Annotated in this window: 15 protein-coding genes; 7 read left to right on the forward strand and 8 right to left on the reverse strand. The window is 51.7% G+C overall.

Annotated elements, in window-relative coordinates:
* Positions 1-221 precede the first annotated feature (221 nt).
* Positions 222-1,259, forward strand: a complete 1,038-nt coding sequence (locus HVZ37_RS17655) for an aminopeptidase (protein ID WP_058587029.1) — start codon at positions 222-224, stop codon at positions 1,257-1,259.
* 66 nt (positions 1,260-1,325) lie between these two features.
* Here the strand turns inward: HVZ37_RS17655 and cysH are convergent, their stop codons facing one another.
* The 3 genes from cysH to cysJ all read right to left on the reverse strand — a co-directional run bounded on the left by cysH (position 1,326) and on the right by cysJ (position 5,671).
* Positions 1,326-2,060, reverse strand: coding sequence for a phosphoadenosine phosphosulfate reductase (cysH, locus tag HVZ37_RS17660; protein WP_181627815.1), 735 nt, complete (start codon positions 2,058-2,060; stop codon positions 1,326-1,328).
* A 99-nt stretch (positions 2,061-2,159) separates the two neighbouring features.
* A complete protein-coding gene (cysI, locus tag HVZ37_RS17665; RefSeq protein ID WP_181627816.1) occupies positions 2,160-3,872 on the reverse strand; it encodes an assimilatory sulfite reductase (NADPH) hemoprotein subunit in 1,713 nt (570 codons plus the stop codon).
* Complete coding sequence (cysJ, locus tag HVZ37_RS17670; protein ID WP_181627817.1) at positions 3,872-5,671, reverse strand: NADPH-dependent assimilatory sulfite reductase flavoprotein subunit; 1,800 nt, start codon at positions 5,669-5,671, stop codon at positions 3,872-3,874. The genes cysI and cysJ overlap by 1 nt, the downstream gene beginning before the upstream one ends.
* Before the next feature lie 304 nt (positions 5,672-5,975).
* On the opposite strand from cysJ, the gene queD reads away from it, so the two are divergent.
* The 4 genes from queD to HVZ37_RS17690 all read left to right on the forward strand — a co-directional run bounded on the left by queD (position 5,976) and on the right by HVZ37_RS17690 (position 8,534).
* Positions 5,976-6,338, forward strand: coding sequence for a 6-carboxytetrahydropterin synthase QueD (gene queD / locus HVZ37_RS17675; RefSeq protein ID WP_090048506.1), 363 nt, complete (start codon positions 5,976-5,978; stop codon positions 6,336-6,338).
* Between the two features lie 81 nt (positions 6,339-6,419).
* Positions 6,420-7,691 (forward strand): FAD-dependent oxidoreductase, encoded by a 1,272-nt coding sequence (locus HVZ37_RS17680; RefSeq protein WP_054176866.1) that lies wholly within the window; start codon positions 6,420-6,422, stop codon positions 7,689-7,691.
* Positions 7,682-7,942: a ferredoxin family protein gene (locus tag HVZ37_RS17685; protein ID WP_071888367.1), complete on the forward strand. Its 261-nt coding sequence runs from the start codon at positions 7,682-7,684 to the stop codon at positions 7,940-7,942. Before HVZ37_RS17680 ends, HVZ37_RS17685 begins: the two co-directional genes overlap by 10 nt.
* A gap of 16 nt (positions 7,943-7,958) precedes the next feature.
* Complete coding sequence (locus HVZ37_RS17690) at positions 7,959-8,534, forward strand: glycerol-3-phosphate responsive antiterminator (RefSeq protein ID WP_042999529.1); 576 nt, start codon at positions 7,959-7,961, stop codon at positions 8,532-8,534.
* Here HVZ37_RS17690 and HVZ37_RS17695 read toward each other — a convergent pair.
* The 5 genes from HVZ37_RS17695 to HVZ37_RS17715 all read right to left on the reverse strand — a co-directional run bounded on the left by HVZ37_RS17695 (position 8,531) and on the right by HVZ37_RS17715 (position 13,853).
* Positions 8,531-9,385, reverse strand: coding sequence for an electron transfer flavoprotein subunit alpha/FixB family protein (locus HVZ37_RS17695; protein WP_054176865.1), 855 nt, complete (start codon positions 9,383-9,385; stop codon positions 8,531-8,533). The two genes, HVZ37_RS17690 and HVZ37_RS17695, sit on opposite strands and share 4 nt — an antisense overlap.
* Positions 9,382-10,164, reverse strand: a complete 783-nt coding sequence (locus HVZ37_RS17700) for an electron transfer flavoprotein subunit beta/FixA family protein (RefSeq protein WP_181627818.1) — start codon at positions 10,162-10,164, stop codon at positions 9,382-9,384. Before HVZ37_RS17700 ends, HVZ37_RS17695 begins: the two co-directional genes overlap by 4 nt.
* Entirely contained in the window at positions 10,142-11,554 is a 1,413-nt protein-coding gene (locus HVZ37_RS17705; RefSeq protein ID WP_072044205.1) for an MFS transporter, read from the reverse strand. The genes HVZ37_RS17700 and HVZ37_RS17705 overlap by 23 nt, the downstream gene beginning before the upstream one ends.
* Entirely contained in the window at positions 11,551-13,005 is a 1,455-nt protein-coding gene (locus tag HVZ37_RS17710; RefSeq protein WP_181627819.1) for an FAD-binding oxidoreductase, read from the reverse strand. Before HVZ37_RS17710 ends, HVZ37_RS17705 begins: the two co-directional genes overlap by 4 nt.
* A gap of 62 nt (positions 13,006-13,067) precedes the next feature.
* Positions 13,068-13,853: an SDR family oxidoreductase gene (locus tag HVZ37_RS17715; RefSeq protein ID WP_042999524.1), complete on the reverse strand. Its 786-nt coding sequence runs from the start codon at positions 13,851-13,853 to the stop codon at positions 13,068-13,070.
* A 319-nt stretch (positions 13,854-14,172) separates the two neighbouring features.
* Between HVZ37_RS17715 and HVZ37_RS17720 the strand changes: the two genes are divergently transcribed.
* Together HVZ37_RS17720 and HVZ37_RS17725 are read left to right on the forward strand one after the other, a co-directional pair.
* A complete protein-coding gene (locus HVZ37_RS17720) occupies positions 14,173-15,471 on the forward strand; it encodes an MFS transporter (protein ID WP_042999523.1) in 1,299 nt (432 codons plus the stop codon).
* Between the two features lie 26 nt (positions 15,472-15,497).
* Positions 15,498-16,976 (forward strand): FGGY-family carbohydrate kinase, encoded by a 1,479-nt coding sequence (locus HVZ37_RS17725; protein ID WP_181627820.1) that lies wholly within the window; start codon positions 15,498-15,500, stop codon positions 16,974-16,976.
* The last annotated feature ends 25 nt before the right edge of the window (positions 16,977-17,001 follow it).

The raw sequence follows: 17,001 nt of genomic DNA on the forward strand, positions 1-17,001 counted from the left end.
TAGGGAGCGCAAGAGAACGAATGAAATTACGAATTGGAATGAGTAGTTCCTCAAAGGAATAACGATCTGGCAAAGCAAATATCAAAAAGTGCTTAACCCACCGGAATTCGGGCATTTAAGAGCAAATGAAATTGTTTTAGCGAAGTCACCGTTTCATACTAGATGGGTTGAAATTTTTGCTTTGTATTCAGGGCTCCCCCGCTGGCTATTAAGGATTCACTATGTTTTCCGCAACGCGCCGTCTTTCCGCCCTCCTGGCGCTCGGCGTATGCTTTATTGTCCCCGCTCAGGCGTCATCGCCAAAACCGGGCGAATTTGCAACAATGCAGACCCGTCATATTGCGACCGTTTTCCCGGGAAGGATGACCGGTTCGCCGGCAGAAATGTTATCTGCCGACTATTTACGCCAGCAGTTTGAGCAGATGGGCTATCGCAGTGATATCCGCACGTTCAATAGTCGCTATATTTATACCGCCAAAAATAACCGCAAAAACTGGCATAACGTCACCGGCAGTACCGTTATTGCCGCCCACGAAGGCAAAGCCCCGCAGCAGATTATTATCATGGCGCACCTGGACACCTACGCGCCGCAAAGTGACGCCGACACCGACGCGAATCTTGGCGGGCTCACTCTGCAAGGGGTAGATGACAACGCCGCTGGTCTGGGCGTTATGCTCGAACTGGCAGAACGCCTGAAAGATGTGCCGACGGAATATGGTATTCGCTTTATTGCCACCAGCGGCGAGGAAGAGGGAAAACTGGGGGCTGAAAACCTGCTGAAGCGCATGAGCGCGGCGGAGAAGAAAAACACGCTGCTGGTGATTAATCTCGATAACCTGATCGTCGGCGACAAACTGTATTTTAATAGCGGGCAGAGCACGCCGGAAGCGGTGCGTAAATTAACCCGCGACCGGGCATTAGCGATTGCGCGTCATCATGGCATTACCGCCACCACTAATCCAGGCCTGAATAAGGACTATCCCAAAGGCACCGGTTGCTGCAATGACGCAGAGGTTTTCGATAAAGCGGGAATTTCGGTGCTATCCGTTGAGGCAACGAACTGGAATCTTGGCAAGAAAGATGGTTACCAACAGCGCGCCAAAACCGCCTCTTTCCCGGCGGGAAATAGCTGGCACGATGTACGTCTGGATAATCAACAGCACATTGATAAAGCCCTGCCCGGACGCATTGAACATCGCAACCGCGACGTAATGCGCATTATGCTGCCGCTCGTAAAAGAATTAGCGAAAGCGAGCTAATCATAAGGCCGGATAAGGCAATGCCCTTATCTGGCCATACTGTCGGACCGCTGAAGAGGGGTTGTTTCACCCTTCGTGCAGCCCGCACTCGCGCTTCAGGCCAAAGAAGCGGGTCTCTTCTTCTGCCATGCCGGGTTCCCATTTTCGCGTGGTGTGCGTATCGCCGACGGAAAGATAGCCCTGATCCCACAGCGGATGGTATTTCAGCCCGTGCTTTTGCAGGTATTGATAAACCGTTCGGTTATCCCAGTCGATAATCGGCAGCATTTTAAAGACCCCACGCTGGATAGCCAGCACGGGCAGATGCGCACGGCTGCCGGACTGTTCGCGCCGCAGTCCCGCAAACCAGGTTTGCGCGTTCAGTTCCTGCAACGCCCGGTTCATCGGTTCGACTTTGTTGATCTCATTGTATTTCTCAATGCCTTCAACGCCCTGCTCCCACAGCTTACCGTAGCGCGCTTCCTGCCAGGCGGGGCTTTCATTCGCCCGGTAGACCTTCAGGTTCAACCTGAGTTTGTCCGTTAACTCATCAATAAACTGGTAAGTTTCCGGGAACAGATAGCCAGTATCGGTCAGGATCACCGGGATATCCGGGCGGATCTGATTGACCAGATGCAGGCTGACTGCCGCCTGAATCCCAAAGCTTGATGAGAGGACGTATTCGCCAGGCAAATTATCCAGCGCCCACGCCACACGCCCCTCAGCGTCACGTTTTTCCAGTTGGCTGTTGGTTTCAGCCAGCGCCATCACGCGCTCTACCTTCGGCAATGCATTAAGCGCGTTTAGATCGAGTACGGACATAAGAACCTCGTTTGCCTGTTTTGCCGGGTGGCACTGCGTTTGCCCGGCCTACAAAACCCGTAGGCCCGGTAAGCGCAGCGCCACCGGGCAAAGGATGGGTTATTCCCAGAAATCCCGTGCGGGATCGAGCACCGGGCGAATAATGCCCGCACGCACCGTAAAGTCGCCGAAGCCTTCACCCGCTTCGCGCTCTTTCGCCCAGCGCTCAATCAGTTCGTCCAGCGAGTCGAGAATTTCTGGTTCGGTGATATTCTCTTTAAACATCCGCGGGATACGCGTGCCGATTCGGTTACCGCCGAGATACAGGTTATAGCGGCCAGGCGCTTTCCCGACCAGACCGACTTCCGCCAGCATCGCGCGACCGCAGCCGTTCGGGCAGCCTGTTACACGCATAACGATGTGTTCATCGCTCACGTTATGCTTCGCCATCAGGCCATCAATCTTGTCGATAAACGTCGGCAGGAAACGTTCGGCCTCCGCCATCGCCAGCGGACAGGTCGGGAACGACACGCAGGCCATGGAGTTTTCACGCTGTGGCGTCACGGTGTTCATAAGACCGCTCTCTTGCGCGATCTTCTCTATCTTCGCTTTCTGGCTTTCCGGTACGCCAGCGATGATCAGATTCTGGTTCGCAGTAATACGGAACTCGCCTTTATGGATTTTCGAAATCTCCAGCAGGCCCGTTTTCAGCGGACGTCCCGGATAATCGAGAATACGGCCATTTTCGATAAACAGCGTCAGATGCCATTTATTGTCGATGCCTTTCACCCAGCCAATCCGATCGCCGCGCCCGGTGAATTCATACGGACGAATCGGCTCAAATTTAATGCCTGCACGACGTTCCACTTCCGCTTTGAACGTCTCAACCCCTACGCGTTCCAGCGTGTATTTGGTTTTCGCATTTTTACGATCGGTACGGTTTCCCCAGTCGCGCTGGGTGGTGACCACCGCCTCCGCCACGGCCAGCGTGTGCTCGAGCGGCAGATAGCCAAATTCGCTGGCCGTACGGGCATAGGTTTTCTTGTTACCGTGCTCGATAGAAAGACCGCCGCCCACCAGCAGGTTAAAGCCAATCAGCTTGCCGTTTTCAGCAATCGCCACGAAGTTCATGTCGTTGGCGTGCAGGTCGATATCGTTCTGCGGCGGGATCACGACCGTGGTTTTAAACTTACGCGGCAGATAAGTCTGACCGAGGATCGGCTCCTCGTCCGTGGTCGCGACTTTTTCCTGATCGAGCCAAATCTCCGCATAAGCGCGTGTGCGCGGCAGCAGGTGCTCGGAGATCTTCTTTGCCCACTCGTAGGCTTCGGCATGCAGCTCGGACTCATACGGGTTCGAGGTGCACAGCACGTTACGGTTCATATCATTGGCTGTCGCCAGCGCGTCCAGCCCCACGGAGTGCAGCATCTGGTGCACCGGCTTCACGTTCTTCTTCAGAATCCCGTGAAATTGAAACGTCTGACGGTTGGTCAGGCGAATGCTGCCGTAAATCGTGTTCTCGGCGGCAAATTTATCAATCGCCTGCCACTGTTTGGTGGTGATAACGCCCCCCGGCAGACGGCAGCGAAGTAACATCGCGTGACGCGGCTCCAGCTTCTGCTCGGCACGCTCGGCGCGGATATCGCGGTCATCCTGCTGGTACATCCCGTGAAAACGGATCAGCAGGAAGTTGTCACCTTTGAAACCGCCGGTGAGACCGTCATTTAAATCTTCAGCAATAGTGCCGCGCAGATAGTTGCTTTCCAGCTTCATACGCTCGGCGTCGGTCAGTTTACCTTCGACCACCAGGGGCCCTGGATGTTTTTCGCTCATTAGTAGACATCTCGCTGATAACGGCGCTCAACGCGCAGCTCACTTAAAAATTCATCCGCTGATTCCGCGTCCATCGCGCCGAATTCAGCAATCACCTCCAGCAATGCCTGCTCAACGTCCTTCGCCATGCGATTGGCGTCGCCGCAGACATAAACGTGGGCACCGTCATTAATCCAGCGCCACAGTTCTGCGCCCTGTTCGCGCAGTTTGTCTTGTACGTAGACTTTTTCTTTTTGGTCTCGTGACCAGGCCAGCTCGATACGGCTCAGTACGCCTTCTTTGACGTAACGCTGCCATTCCACCTGGTAGAGGAAATCTTCGGTAAAGTGCGGGTTGCCAAAGAACAGCCAGTTCTTGCCTGATGCTCCCTCGGCAGCGCGCTGCTGCATGAAAGCGCGGAACGGCGCGATGCCTGTCCCCGGACCAATCATGATCACCGGGGTTTCAGGATTCGTCGGCAGACGGAAGTTATCGTTATGTTCGATGAACACACGCACTTCGCCCTCTTCTTCGACGCGATCGGCGAGGAAGCTGGATGCGCCACCGGCACGCGCGCGGCCTTCCACTTCATAACGCACCGCCCCCACGGTGATGTGCACTTCGCTCTCCACTTCGGCCTGTGAAGACGCAATGGAGTACAGACGCGGCGTTAACGGACGCAACAGATCGACTAACGCTTGTGCATCCAGTTGTGCGGGCGAGAAGCGCAGCATATCGACAACAGGCGTCGTGGTGGCGTAATGCTGCAACTGTGCCTTATCGCCGACCAGCGGCAACAACGATTCACTGCGCGTTAAGGTGGCATAGTTTTCAACGATATTGGCGGTATTTACGGTCAGTTCAACATGCCACTGTAGCGCTTCGGACAGCGGGAGAGATTTGCCATTGACCGTAACGGGCTCATCGCCTTTCAGCCAGACCAGTTCTACGATTTCTTTCACCAGCGCCGGATCGTTTTGATACCAGACACCCAGCGCATCGCCAGGCTGGTAGCGCAGACCCGAATCACCGAGATCGATTTCAATATGGCGCACATCTTTCTCTGAATCGCGTCCGGTGATTTTTTGATTCACGGACAACGTGGCGCTCAGCGGCGCTTCTTTGGTATACGGGCTGGTGTGGATCTCATTTACCGCTCCGCTGGCAACTGACTGAACCGGAGTCGCAACCGGCGCTCGTGATTTCAATACCTCAACCACACGAGCACGCCATTCGGCGGCGGCGGCCTGGTATTCCACATCGGCGTCAACGCGATCCAACAAACGCTCACCGCCGAGTTCCGCCAGCTTGCTGTCAAAATCTTTGCCCGACTGGCAGAAAAATTCATATGACGTGTCACCCAGACCAAAAATGGCAAAGGCGGTGTTTTTGAGCTTGGGGGCTTTTTTAGAGAACAGGAACTTATGCAGCGCGACCGCTTCTTCCGGGGGTTCACCCTCTCCCTGCGTAGACGTGACGATAACCAGCAACTTTTCATTGGCGATTTGTTTGAATTTGTAGTCGCCTGCGTTAACCAGCGTGACGCTGAGTTTTGCTGCCAACAGATCATCACGCAGCGCTTCCGCCACACGACGCGCATTGCCCGTTTGTGATGCAGAGATTAGCGTGATGCCCGGCATTTCCGCCACGGGAGCGGGTGTTGCAACGGCTGCGCCAGGTTGCTGATTCAGCGTACCCCAGAAATAGCCAGAAACCCATGCAAGCTGCGTGGGCGTAAGATCGGTGGTGGCCGCCTGGAGGCGTGCCAGCTGCTCCGGGTTCAGCGGAAGCAAAGCGGAAGGTGGGGCCTGTGTCGTCATGCGTCGTTATGTTCCAGTAAGCAAAGCGGATTTAAGCAATAAAACCCAAACTGAAGATAAGGGTAACGGCGGTGATAGTAACAATTAAAGAAGGGATGGAAATAACAAATAACCAAATGAACTAACCTGTTTTAGCTATAGTTATTAACGACAAAAACGATTAAATAACCACATGATATATAAATGATTATTTAATATTTGCCATCAATATGTGGCATTCTGCTGCTCAGCGCCCTTTTAACTAATGCTAAAAATTGTACTTTACGGTACCCTACGGCGTTTTTTGCATTCTTGAGAGTCAATAATGTCCACCACCTTGTTTAAAGATTTCACCTTCGAAGCCGCTCACCGCCTGCCACACGTACCGGAAGGGCATAAATGTGGCCGCCTGCATGGTCACTCATTTATGGTGCGTCTTGAAATTACCGGTGAAGTCTGCCCGCATACCGGTTGGATCATGGATTTTGCCGAGTTAAAAGCCGCATTTAAGCCGACGTATGAGAGGCTTGATCATTACTACCTGAACGATATTCCCGGTCTGGAAAACCCGACCAGCGAAGTACTGGCGAAATGGATTTGGGATCAGGTCAAACCGGCAGTTCCTCTGCTGAGCGCGGTGATGGTGAAAGAGACCTGTACGGCGGGCTGTGTCTATCGCGGCGAGTGATTCCAGCGGATGTGCTGAGGGTCAATATTCTTTAACTAACATTCTGTTAGGGTTATGTGCTCTGGATATCTGGAGCACGATATGTCTGACGATTTTGATATTATTATCATCGGTGCAGGAATAGCAGGCACCGCGTGTGCTTTACGCTGTGCACGCGCCGGACTATCGGTTCTGCTTCTTGAACGCGGCGAGTTACCTGGCAGTAAAAACCTTTCGGGTGGACGTCTGTACTGTCATGCTCTTACCGAACTCCTTCCCGATGCCCATCTGTCAGCCCCACTTGAACGCCGCATTACCCAAGAAAATCTCACGCTGTTAACTCGTCACGGTGCGACAACCTACACCAGTCTTCGTCCGGAGGGAGATTCGTGGAGTTTACTACGTGCCCGTTTCGATCCGTGGTTCGTCGCCCAGGCGGAAGCGGAAGGTGTGCAATTTGTCAGCGGCATAACGGTTGATGCGTTACTTATTGAAGCGGGTAGAGTCTGCGGCGTCATTGCCGATGATGAAACGCTTCGCGGCCGTTATGTCGTTCTCGCGGAAGGGGCAAATAGTGTTCTGGCTGAACGCTATGGTTTTCAGCCACGACCATCAACAACCGCAATGGCGCTGGGAATGAAAGAGACCCTGGCGCTGGATCAACAGATTCTTGAAGAGCGATTCCGGTTATCTGCACAAGAAGGCGCCGCAATGCTGTTCAGTGGAGAAGTGTGTGGCGCTCTGCCCGGCGGTGCGTTTCTTTACACCAATAAAGAAACGCTCTCTTTTGGTGTTGTATGTCCGCTCTCTACGCTTGCTCAAAGCGACATACCGGCAGTCGAACTGCTGGAAAGGCTCAAATTGCATCCGGCGCTACATCCGTTGCTCAAAGGGAGTGAAACGCTGGAGTATGGCGCTCATCTGGTGCCGGAAGGGGGATTACACAGCCTGCCCGTACAGTACGCGGGAGAAGGCTGGCTGTTAGTGGGAGATGCGCTGCGCAGTTGCGTCAATACGGGTTTCTCCGTACGCGGGATGGATATGGCACTCATCGGCGCGCAGGCCGCCTCCCAAACACTCATCAACGCTTGTCTGAAATGCGCGCCGCAAAACCTGTTTCCAGCCTATCATCACGCTATTCAGCGTAGTCTGTTGTGGGACGTTATGCACCGCTATCGCGAGATGCCCACGCTATTGCAGCGTCAGGGATGGTATAACCAGTGGCCCGCGCTGATGGACGATATTTCTCGTGAGATTTGGCACCAGGGCGAGCGCCCGGTCGCCCCTCTGCGCCAGATTGTCTGGCGTCATTTTCGTCGTCACGGCCTGCGTCACCTGGCAGGCGATATTATCAGGAGCTTACGATGCCTGTAGCCCACAACGTCTGGCACCCTCCCGGCATGTCTCCTATTGTTCCTGCTAACCGTGTCGATTGCGACGTTGCAGAACGGCTGATCACATCTTGCCCGGCAGGACTTTTTTCCCTTACGCCGGAAGGAGAACTGCGGGTCGATTTTCGTGGTTGTCTGGAATGCGGAACCTGTCGACTTCTGTGTGATGAAAAAACGCTACAACAGTGGCGCTACCCACCGTCGGGTTTTGGCATCATTTACCGCTTTGGTTAAATAATAAGGATAATCTATGCCTCTGTTACACCTGCTCCGACAGAATCCAGTAATTGCCGCCGTAAAAGACAACGCCAGTCTGCAACTCGCCATCGATTCTGAATGTCAGTTCATTTCTGTTCTGTACGGCAACATCTGTACTATCAGTAACATCGTGAAGAAAATTAAGAACGCCGGGAAATACGCATTTATCCACGTAGACCTGCTGGAAGGGGCATCAAATAAAGAGGTGGTCATTCAGTTTCTGAAACTGGTTACCGAAGCGGACGGAATCATCAGTACTAAAGCGGCAATGCTGAAAGCTGCACGGGCGGAGGGTTTTTTCTGCATCCATCGCCTGTTTATCGTTGACTCCATCTCTTTTCATAGCATCGATAAACAGGTGGCACAATCAAACCCGGACTGTATTGAAATTCTGCCGGGGTGCATGCCAAAAGTGCTGGGATGGGTAACGGAAAAAATACGCCAGCCGCTGATTGCCGGTGGCCTGGTATGTGATGAAGAAGATGCCCGCAATGCGATGAAAGCAGGAGTTGCGGCGCTTTCCACCACTAACACCGATGTCTGGACGTTAGCCAAAAAGCTGAATTAGGTTTCGGCGAAGGCTGCCAACGCCTCCAGCACCGGTAGCCAGTCATCGACAACGCCGACATCAGCCTGGAAGAAAACCGGGGCATTGGGATCACTATTTATCGCCACGACAAACTGGCTGTGGCGAACTCCGGCCATCAACGCCGCCGCACCAGAGGCCCCCGAGATAATACAGACATCCGGTGAGAGTAAATGCCCGGAGATCCCAATCACACGTTCAGCGTCATACCCGCCATTCATCACCCGCGCGCGGCTGTACCCTACTTCGGCTTTCATCGACTGTGCCAGAGCGAAAATGGCCTTTTCGTTCACGTCACGGTTTCCCTGACCGACAACCAGCACGTATTGAGCCTGTAACAGAGGATGAGTGCTGACCTTTTCTATGGTTTCCACCGTTTCCAGCCAGCCCGGACGCGCCATAAGCTCAAGCTGGCGTTCAATCATGGTGGGCAGAGGATCATGCGAAACGCGCTCTTCAGCCTGTCGCGCCAGTGATAAACATAACGGGGATGCGGCAATTTTCAACGTAGCGTTTAACGCATTGCCCCAGTGGGATTTAGTGACCAGACCTTGTTGCGCATCCAGCGTTCTCACCTGACAAATACTGCCGCCCCCCAGTCGCCAGGCCAGTCGTGTTGCCAACTCATCGCCAAGTGGACTGGCCGCAAAGACCAGGACATCGGCAGGTGTCAGTAACCACTGGGCTTCCAGTGTATCCAGTACCTGATCTGCGACATCCGGCACCGGATCGATAATCCAACGCTCTAGTTCTGCCGAACCTGGTCCATTTTCAATGATCCAGTCAGTCAATGCGCCGCATTCGCCAGACGCCGACACCATCACTATCTTCATGGTTTCATCCTTTGGCGTAAGTAGTCTTGCCACAAAATCCCTGCTTTTTCCTGTGCCGTTGCACCGTCAATAAGGGTAGCGCGACGGCATTGTTCCGGTCGCGTCAACAACTGACACTCCCTGACAGGTACTTCATCGCAAGAGATTGTCTGACGAATTATTTCGGCTTTTGCTGCCGCCAGACGCTGACGCATACCCGGTACGGGGAGCGCAACCTCACCGCATTGTCTGACCGCAATCACCGCAGGAAGCCGTACCCGACATCGGCGAACGCGAGTCGCGGTTCTCTGCTCAAGGACAATAAAAGGTGGTTCAAACGTAAAACGCTCAACCATGGTAAAGCAAGGCCACGCCAGCATTTCAGCCACCAGAAACGGTGTCTGCCCGTTCTGCCCTTCACTACTCTGGCAGCCTGTCACGATCACGTCAGCATTGTGCTTACGCTGCCAGTCTGCAATCTGCCTGGCGATAAATTCCGGCGCAAAGCGCAAATCGCCTTTTGTCTCTAACAACACGGACCGGTCAAAACCCAGCGCGATAAAATAGCGCAACCAGTGTAGCGAACGTTCATCACCAATACTGAGTGCTGTCAACTTCATCTCACACCCTTTATGGCGTTGGGCTAACAACAACGCGGCAGCCGCCTGCTCATCTGCCCCCGGAGAACAACGCAACAACGACGTATCCGGCCCGCAGGTCTCTTTTGTCGCAGCCTGCCAGTCCTTTTCCGCCAGCATGCTGGGATCCGGTTCTGACTTAAACGCGAACAGAATGTTCATTCACACCTCCCTGTTTTTTGTCCCCGTTCCCCGCTGCCACCAACGGTAATGCTTTCGTTTCAGGCGCCCATAGCCAGGTCACGACAAACCCTGTCAGTAATACGCCAGCCAGCAGCAGCAACGTGACTTGCATTCCCCATTGAGCCAGCGTCCAGGGTAACAGTCCGGTACTGATTGCCGCACCAAGGCGGCTCATAGCCGTCGCAAATCCCACCCCCAGAGATCGAATATCCGTCGGGAAACTCTCTGCCGGCAGGATCCCCACCAGATTACTGACGGCCGATATGGCTGTACTGAACAGCACAAACAGCAACAGCGTCAGCGGGCTAGCAGACGGTAAAAAAGCCATCACAATAAGCGTTACGGCAAGCAGGAGAAAACTCCCGAGAAGGAACCGTCGGTGCGCCAGTAAATGCGTCAATACAAGCCCCAGCAATGCGCCGAAAATTAATAGCATGTTCAGTAACAAACTGGCTGTCAGTGCATTTTCAAGACCGAGGGTCTCAGCAATGGTCGGCAGCCAGGTATAAATAACAAACCACGGGATCACCAGACAGACAAAAAATACGCTGTTAAAAACGGTTCGCCGCCAATAGCGGGCACAAAAAAGGGTCTTAATATGCTTGCTGGATGCGGCGGCTATCTCATCACCGAGCAGCACATGTGGGCCAAAATAGCGATGTACCACAGCATGAGCTTCAGTAAAGCGCCCCTGGCGCAGCAGCCAACGCGGTGATTCCGGCGTTCCCCAACGTAACAGTGTAATCAAGAGCGCTGGCAGCGCCGCCGAGGCGAGCAGCCAACGCCAGGCTTCCGGACTGTCAGAAATAAAATGATGCCCCATCACACTTGCCAGCACGTAACCAATAGTCCATACCACGCTGAACGCGCCCAGCAAAACCCCCCGATGGCGACGTGGAGAAAACTCTGCCAGCAGGGTATGCCCCACGGAATAATCCCCCCCGAGTCCAATGCCTACCAGGATGCGTAATACGATGAGCTGCTCCGGCATCGTCGCAAAAAACTGTAAAAAAGAGGCAATGGTGATAAGGACAAAACTAAAGGTAAATATCTTTTGCCGCCCGATGTAATCAGACACCCAGCCCAACACCAGACTGCCAAGAAAAAGCCCAAGTAATGCCGAGCCACCGATCATCCCGGCCATAAGCGGCGTTAACTGCATGGCAGGAGTCAACTGGATAATGGCGTAACCCACGACGCCCAGTACATATCCGTCAGTCAGATGGGCGCCAAACGTGAGTGCAGCAATACGGCAGTGAAAACCATTAAGCGGTAAATCATCCATACGCACCGGTGAAGTGTTCATATCTACCCCTTCATTGTCCGGTAAAGTAACGGCTTCCCGAATGAGAAGCCGTTTATTCTTTATTTCTCAATCGGGTAGATCGTCCCCGCGTTCATGATGCCGTTTGGATCAAACTGGAGTTTGAGACCTTCCAGCAGCACCCATGCGCTCCCATGTTCCAGCTTGCTCCAGTGGACACGGTGCTTACCAATGCCGTGATGATGCACCATTGAGCCACCGAGACGGATCGTCTCCTCGCAGATGATCTTGTTAAGGGGGTTATGGTACTTATCAATCTCCTCTTCTGGCTTGCAGTCCACTACGTTGTAGTCATAAACGAAGTACATATTGGTACCGTTGATATAACTGTGGGAAGAGTGACCACCCAGCATGGTGATGTCATCCGAATGCGGGAACTCATCGCGGATACGATTAATCACATTTTCATAGATTTGATGGATACAGCTCCAACTGCCGGAAACCTCAGTCGTAAAGCCCATATTGCCCGTTTTTAAGATCTGTACACGTTCAGCCGCCACTTTTTCCGGGCCCCAGTTGAGATGATTAAACCAGTGCTCAATCAGCTTACTGTCCACGCGAGTACACTGCGGATAACGCGCTACAATCTCCGCTATACCTTCACCCGTTGCCTTTGCCATTCGAGGATTCCCCTCAGCCATAAAGATCAGCACGCATTTGCCGTCGGCAAAATGGGTAAAATGTTGAGTGCCATCCTCTGCGTCGTACAGACGCGCAATGGAGGGACGATAACCTTCGACCATCACTTCACGCAGGATGTTAAAACCGGTTTTCATGTCATCCAGAATGTAACCGTAGTAAAGGTTGTTCTCCGGCGTGAACTTAAATATTTTCACGGTAACTTCAGTGATATAGCACAACGCACCTTCATTACCGATGATAATGTGGCGGATATCCGGCCCAGCCGCCCGCCGCGGCACGTTCTTAATACGGGTTACCGTGCCATCCGCCAGCACAGCTTCCAGACCAACCACCATGTCCTCAATGGCACCATACAGTGTAGAGAACTGCCCGATACTACGGGTCGCCACCAGTCCCCCCATCTGTGCCAGCGGTTTAGACTGTGGAGAATGCCCGGTGGTATAACCCTTTTCACGCAGCGCGTTTTCCAGAATCTCAAGCGGAACGCCGCACTGTGCCGTCGCCTGCATGTTCTCAATGTCGATACTCAAGATTTGGTTCATGCCAGCACCGTCCAGCACCACGGAATTTTTAACTACGGTTTCCAACCCTCCTTCCGTTGCCGAGGCACCAGTGCGAGGTACTCCGTTGATTTTATGTTGATTCATAAACGCCAGAACGCGGGAAACGTCTCCTGTGGACTCCAACTTCACCACGGCAGCAGGAATGGGTAGCGTATAAACACCGTGAATATCCGCATATTTACGAAAACGGTCAATACTGTTTTTCTTTAACACGGTTTCATCGGTGATTACGCGTTCGGACCCGACAATTTCTTTTAACTGGTCAACAATCGCTTCTCGAGATAAAGACATAGTCATACCTTCCTGATAATTAACTTGGAATAATTAATAAAAACAGAAGCCACCTGACAAAATTAGCGAACTAAATAACCGCCATCGACAACAAGTAAATGACCGTTAACGTAATTTGAAGCCTGACTGGCAAGAAAAATCGCCGCCCCCATTAGGTCCTGGGTATCACCCCAACGATTGGCAGGGATATGATCCAGTACGCGCTGATTTGTTTCAGGATTACTCCGGGTCGCTAACGTAATATCTGTTGCATAATATCCAGGTGCGATACCGTTAACCTGAATATTATATTGACCCAGTTCATCGCAATACGCTTTAGTAAATCCAGCAAGGGCATGCTTGGTTGCCGCATAAGCCGGAGACCACTGACCACCAAGCCAGGAGAACAAAGAACAAATGTTAATAATTTTACCGCTATTTTGTGGAATCATAATTTTCGCGGCTTCATAACTCAGCTCAAACGCCGCCGTCAGGTTAACATCAATCATGGGATCCCAATCGGCACGACCAAAATCCAGGACCTTATTCAGCTTACAAATTCCCGCATTGTTTACCAAAATATCAACGGTACCAAAACGCTCGCAGCAGGCGGCGATAATCTTCTGAGGTGCTCCTTTTTCGGTAATATCCACCTGCATAAACTCCACTTCAACACCTTGTTTTTCAATTATTTCCTTCGTTTCACCGCTATCTTTTACAAAGCTTGGTATGAACAGGTTCGCGCCAGCTTTCGCCAGTGCCATTGCGAAAGCCTGACCCAAACCGCTGTTCCCGCCCGTTACAATCGCCGTTTTTCCTTTCAGAGAGAAAAAATCCATTGAAAATGCGTTGAGTGATTCGATCGACATAAGTAAGCTCCAAATTTCTTAAGGCAAAAAAAAAGAAAGGTAACTTCCCCCGCGTGAGGGAAGTTACCTTTCTCATTATCTCTGGTAACTGGAATGAATTTTTAGCACAGTGACAAAATACCTAATGTGATCATTCTCACAGAAGCCTCTTTCATTTTGTTATTATGGTTAAAAACAAGAACCGTGATTATTCTCACACTATATCCCTCCCTTCCGTGCTATTCCTAATTGTAATTACTAGAGACCTGAGAAAAGTAATCCTCCTGCAAAGGCGGTTTACTTTTCTCTTTTTTTTGTCTACGCAAAATGGGAATTCGATATGCAACATAACTCATATCGCCGTTGGATAACGCTCGCTATTATTAGTTTTAGCGGCGGCGTCAGTTTTGACCTGGCTTATTTACGCTATATATATCAAATTCCCATGGCAAAATTCATGGGATTTAGCAATACCGAGATTGGATTAATAATGAGTACATTTGGTATTGCCGCTATTATCCTATATGCCCCCAGCGGCGTCATTGCTGATAAATTCTCTCATCGTAAAATGATTACCTCCGCAATGATTATTACTGGATTGCTCGGTTTAGTGATGATGACGTACCCGCCATTGTGGGTCATGCTCTTTATCCAGGTCGCCTTTGCCGTCACCACAATTTTGATGCTGTGGTCAGTCTCGATCAAAGCCGCGTCATTGCTGGGAGATCACAGTGAACAAGGGAAAATTATGGGCTGGATGGAAGGGCTGCGAGGGGTTGGCGTCATGTCTCTGGCAGTCTTTACCATGTGGGTCTTCTCCCGTTTTGCGCCAGATGACAGCAACAGCCTGAAAGCCGTGATCCTGATTTACAGCGTGGTTTATATCCTGTTAGGGATTCTGTGCTGGTTCTTTGTCAGCGACGGTCCCCAGCACATTGACAGCGTAAAAGAAGAAAAAAAGGCGTTCGAGTTCAGCGATATTCTGACGGTTCTGCGAATCAGTACAACCTGGTACTGCAGTATGGTCATTTTTGGCGTTTTTACTATCTATGCCATCCTCAGTTATTCCACAAATTATCTGACTGAAATGTATGGCATGTCACTGGTCGCTGCGAGCTATATGGGGATCGTCATCAACAAAATTTTCCGTGCTTTCTGCGGGCCTTTGGGTGGCATTATCACCACCTACAGCAAAATAAAGTCACCGACGCGCGTGATCCAATTGCTCTCAATAGTGGGCGCTCTCGCCCTGATAGCGTTGCTGATAACCAATTCAAACCCGCAATCTGTCGTTATGGGGATCGGTCTTATTCTATTACTGGGATTCACCTGCTATGCCTCACGTGGACTTTACTGGGCCTGTCCAGGGGAAGCCAGAACGCCGCCTTACATCATGGGAACCACTGTGGGCATCTGCTCGGTTATTGGTTTTCTTCCTGATGTCTTTGTCTATCCAATTGTGGGTCACTGGCAGGATACGCTTCCTGCAGCAGAGGCCTATCGCAATATGTGGTTGATGGGGCTGGCCGCCTTGTGCACGGTAATCCTCTTTACTTTCTTACTGTTTCGTAAAATTCGAACCACCCATACCAGACCGGAAAAAATGACATCACTGACCGCAGATATCTCCGGCGAGTGAAAACGGAAAACGAAAGGAGCATGATAATGTCGAAAAAATACATCATTGGAATTGATGGGGGAAGCCAGAGTACCAAGGTGGTGATGTACGATCTGGAGGGAAACGTCGTTTGTGAAGGGAAAGGCGTTTTGCACCCGATGTATACCCCCGATGCTGATACCGCGGAACATCCGGATGATGATTTATGGACCTCTTTATGTCTTGCCGGCAAAGACTTAATGAATCAATTCTCGGGTGACAAAAAAGACATTGTCGGAATTGGTCTGGGGTCCATACGCTGCTGTCGCGCCCTACTCAAAGCCGATGGAACGCCAGCAGCCCCGCTGATTAGTTGGCAGGATGCACGCGTAACGCGCCCCTATGAGCATACCAACCCGGATGTCGCTTACGTCACCTCATTTTCAGGTTATCTGGCGCATCGCTTAACTGGCGAGTTTAAAGACAATATTGCCAACTACTTTGGGCAATGGCCGGTGGATTACACCACCTGGTCATGGAGTGATGATGATGAAGTGATTAAGAAATTCAATATTCCGCGCAAAATGCTATTTGATTTCCAGATGCCAGGCACTCTGCTTGGTCATCTGAAAACCGATGCCGCACAGGTGACAGGATTTCCGGCTGGATTGCCCGTCATCTGTACGACCAGCGATAAACCAGTCGAAGCCCTTGGCGCAGGTTTACTGGACGATGAAACGGCAGTGATTTCGTTGGGTACCTATATTGCCCTCATGATGAATGGCAAGGCGCTTCCCAACGATCCGTCCGCCTATTGGCCGATTATGTCTTCCATTCCGGAAACCCTGCTCTATGAAGGTTATGGCATCCGCAAGGGGATGTGGACGGTCAGTTGGTTGCGCGACATGTTAGGTGAATCATTAATCCAGGATGCTAAAAATCAGGGGCTCTCACCTGAGGACCTGTTGAATAAGAAAGCCGCATGCGTGCCGCCAGGCTGTAATGGCCTGATGACCGTGCTGGACTGGCTGACTAATCCCTGGGAACCGTACAAACGCGGGATCATGATTGGCTTTGATTCCAGTATGGATTACGCGTGGATTTACCGATCTATTCTGGAGAGCATTGCGCTGACGCTTAAAAACAACTACGACAATATGTGCAATGAAATGAACCACTTTGCTAAACATGTGATCATCACCGGTGGCGGTTCAAACAGCGATCTGTTTATGCAGATCTTTGCTGATGTGTTCAACCTTCCTGCCCGCCGAAACGTCATTAACGGCTGTGCCAGCCTGGGAGCAGCCATTAACACGGCGGTGGGGCTTGGTCTTTATCCGTCCTATCAGAAAGCGGTTGAGAATATGGTACGGGTGAAAGATGTGTTTATCCCGATTCCTGAACATGCAGCACGCTATGAAGCCATGAACAAAGGGATCTTCCGGGAATTAACAAAACATACCGATCCGATTCTGAAAAAATCGTATGAAGTGTTCCACGGCGATTTAAGTAAGGTGGACGCAATACAAAGCTGGTCAAACGCTTAAGGTCAAAAAAGCCGGATTATGTATC

This window comes from Citrobacter sp. RHB35-C17, from assembly GCF_013816795.1.
GTDB classification, from domain to species: domain Bacteria; phylum Pseudomonadota; class Gammaproteobacteria; order Enterobacterales; family Enterobacteriaceae; genus Citrobacter_A; species Citrobacter_A amalonaticus.

Excerpts from the sequence above, each read along its gene's own strand:
- HVZ37_RS17725 (WP_181627820.1), top strand. The coding sequence starts at position 15,498 with ATGTCGAAAAAATACATCATTGGAATTGATGGGGGAAGCCAGAGTACC.
- HVZ37_RS17690 (WP_042999529.1), top strand. The coding sequence starts at position 7,959 with ATGCCTCTGTTACACCTGCTCCGACAGAATCCAGTAATTGCCGCCGTA.
- cysI (WP_181627816.1), bottom strand. The coding sequence starts at position 3,872 with ATGAGCGAAAAACATCCAGGGCCCCTGGTGGTCGAAGGTAAACTGACC.
- cysH (WP_181627815.1), bottom strand. The coding sequence starts at position 2,060 with ATGTCCGTACTCGATCTAAACGCGCTTAATGCATTGCCGAAGGTAGAG.
- queD (WP_090048506.1), top strand. The coding sequence starts at position 5,976 with ATGTCCACCACCTTGTTTAAAGATTTCACCTTCGAAGCCGCTCACCGC.
- HVZ37_RS17655 (WP_058587029.1), top strand. The coding sequence starts at position 222 with ATGTTTTCCGCAACGCGCCGTCTTTCCGCCCTCCTGGCGCTCGGCGTA.
- cysJ (WP_181627817.1), bottom strand. The coding sequence starts at position 5,671 with ATGACGACACAGGCCCCACCTTCCGCTTTGCTTCCGCTGAACCCGGAG.
- HVZ37_RS17720 (WP_042999523.1), top strand. The coding sequence starts at position 14,173 with ATGCAACATAACTCATATCGCCGTTGGATAACGCTCGCTATTATTAGT.
- HVZ37_RS17680 (WP_054176866.1), top strand. The coding sequence starts at position 6,420 with ATGTCTGACGATTTTGATATTATTATCATCGGTGCAGGAATAGCAGGC.
- HVZ37_RS17715 (WP_042999524.1), bottom strand. The coding sequence starts at position 13,853 with ATGTCGATCGAATCACTCAACGCATTTTCAATGGATTTTTTCTCTCTG.
- HVZ37_RS17695 (WP_054176865.1), bottom strand. The coding sequence starts at position 9,385 with ATGAAGATAGTGATGGTGTCGGCGTCTGGCGAATGCGGCGCATTGACT.
- HVZ37_RS17710 (WP_181627819.1), bottom strand. The coding sequence starts at position 13,005 with ATGTCTTTATCTCGAGAAGCGATTGTTGACCAGTTAAAAGAAATTGTC.
- HVZ37_RS17685 (WP_071888367.1), top strand. The coding sequence starts at position 7,682 with ATGCCTGTAGCCCACAACGTCTGGCACCCTCCCGGCATGTCTCCTATT.
- HVZ37_RS17700 (WP_181627818.1), bottom strand. The coding sequence starts at position 10,164 with ATGAACATTCTGTTCGCGTTTAAGTCAGAACCGGATCCCAGCATGCTG.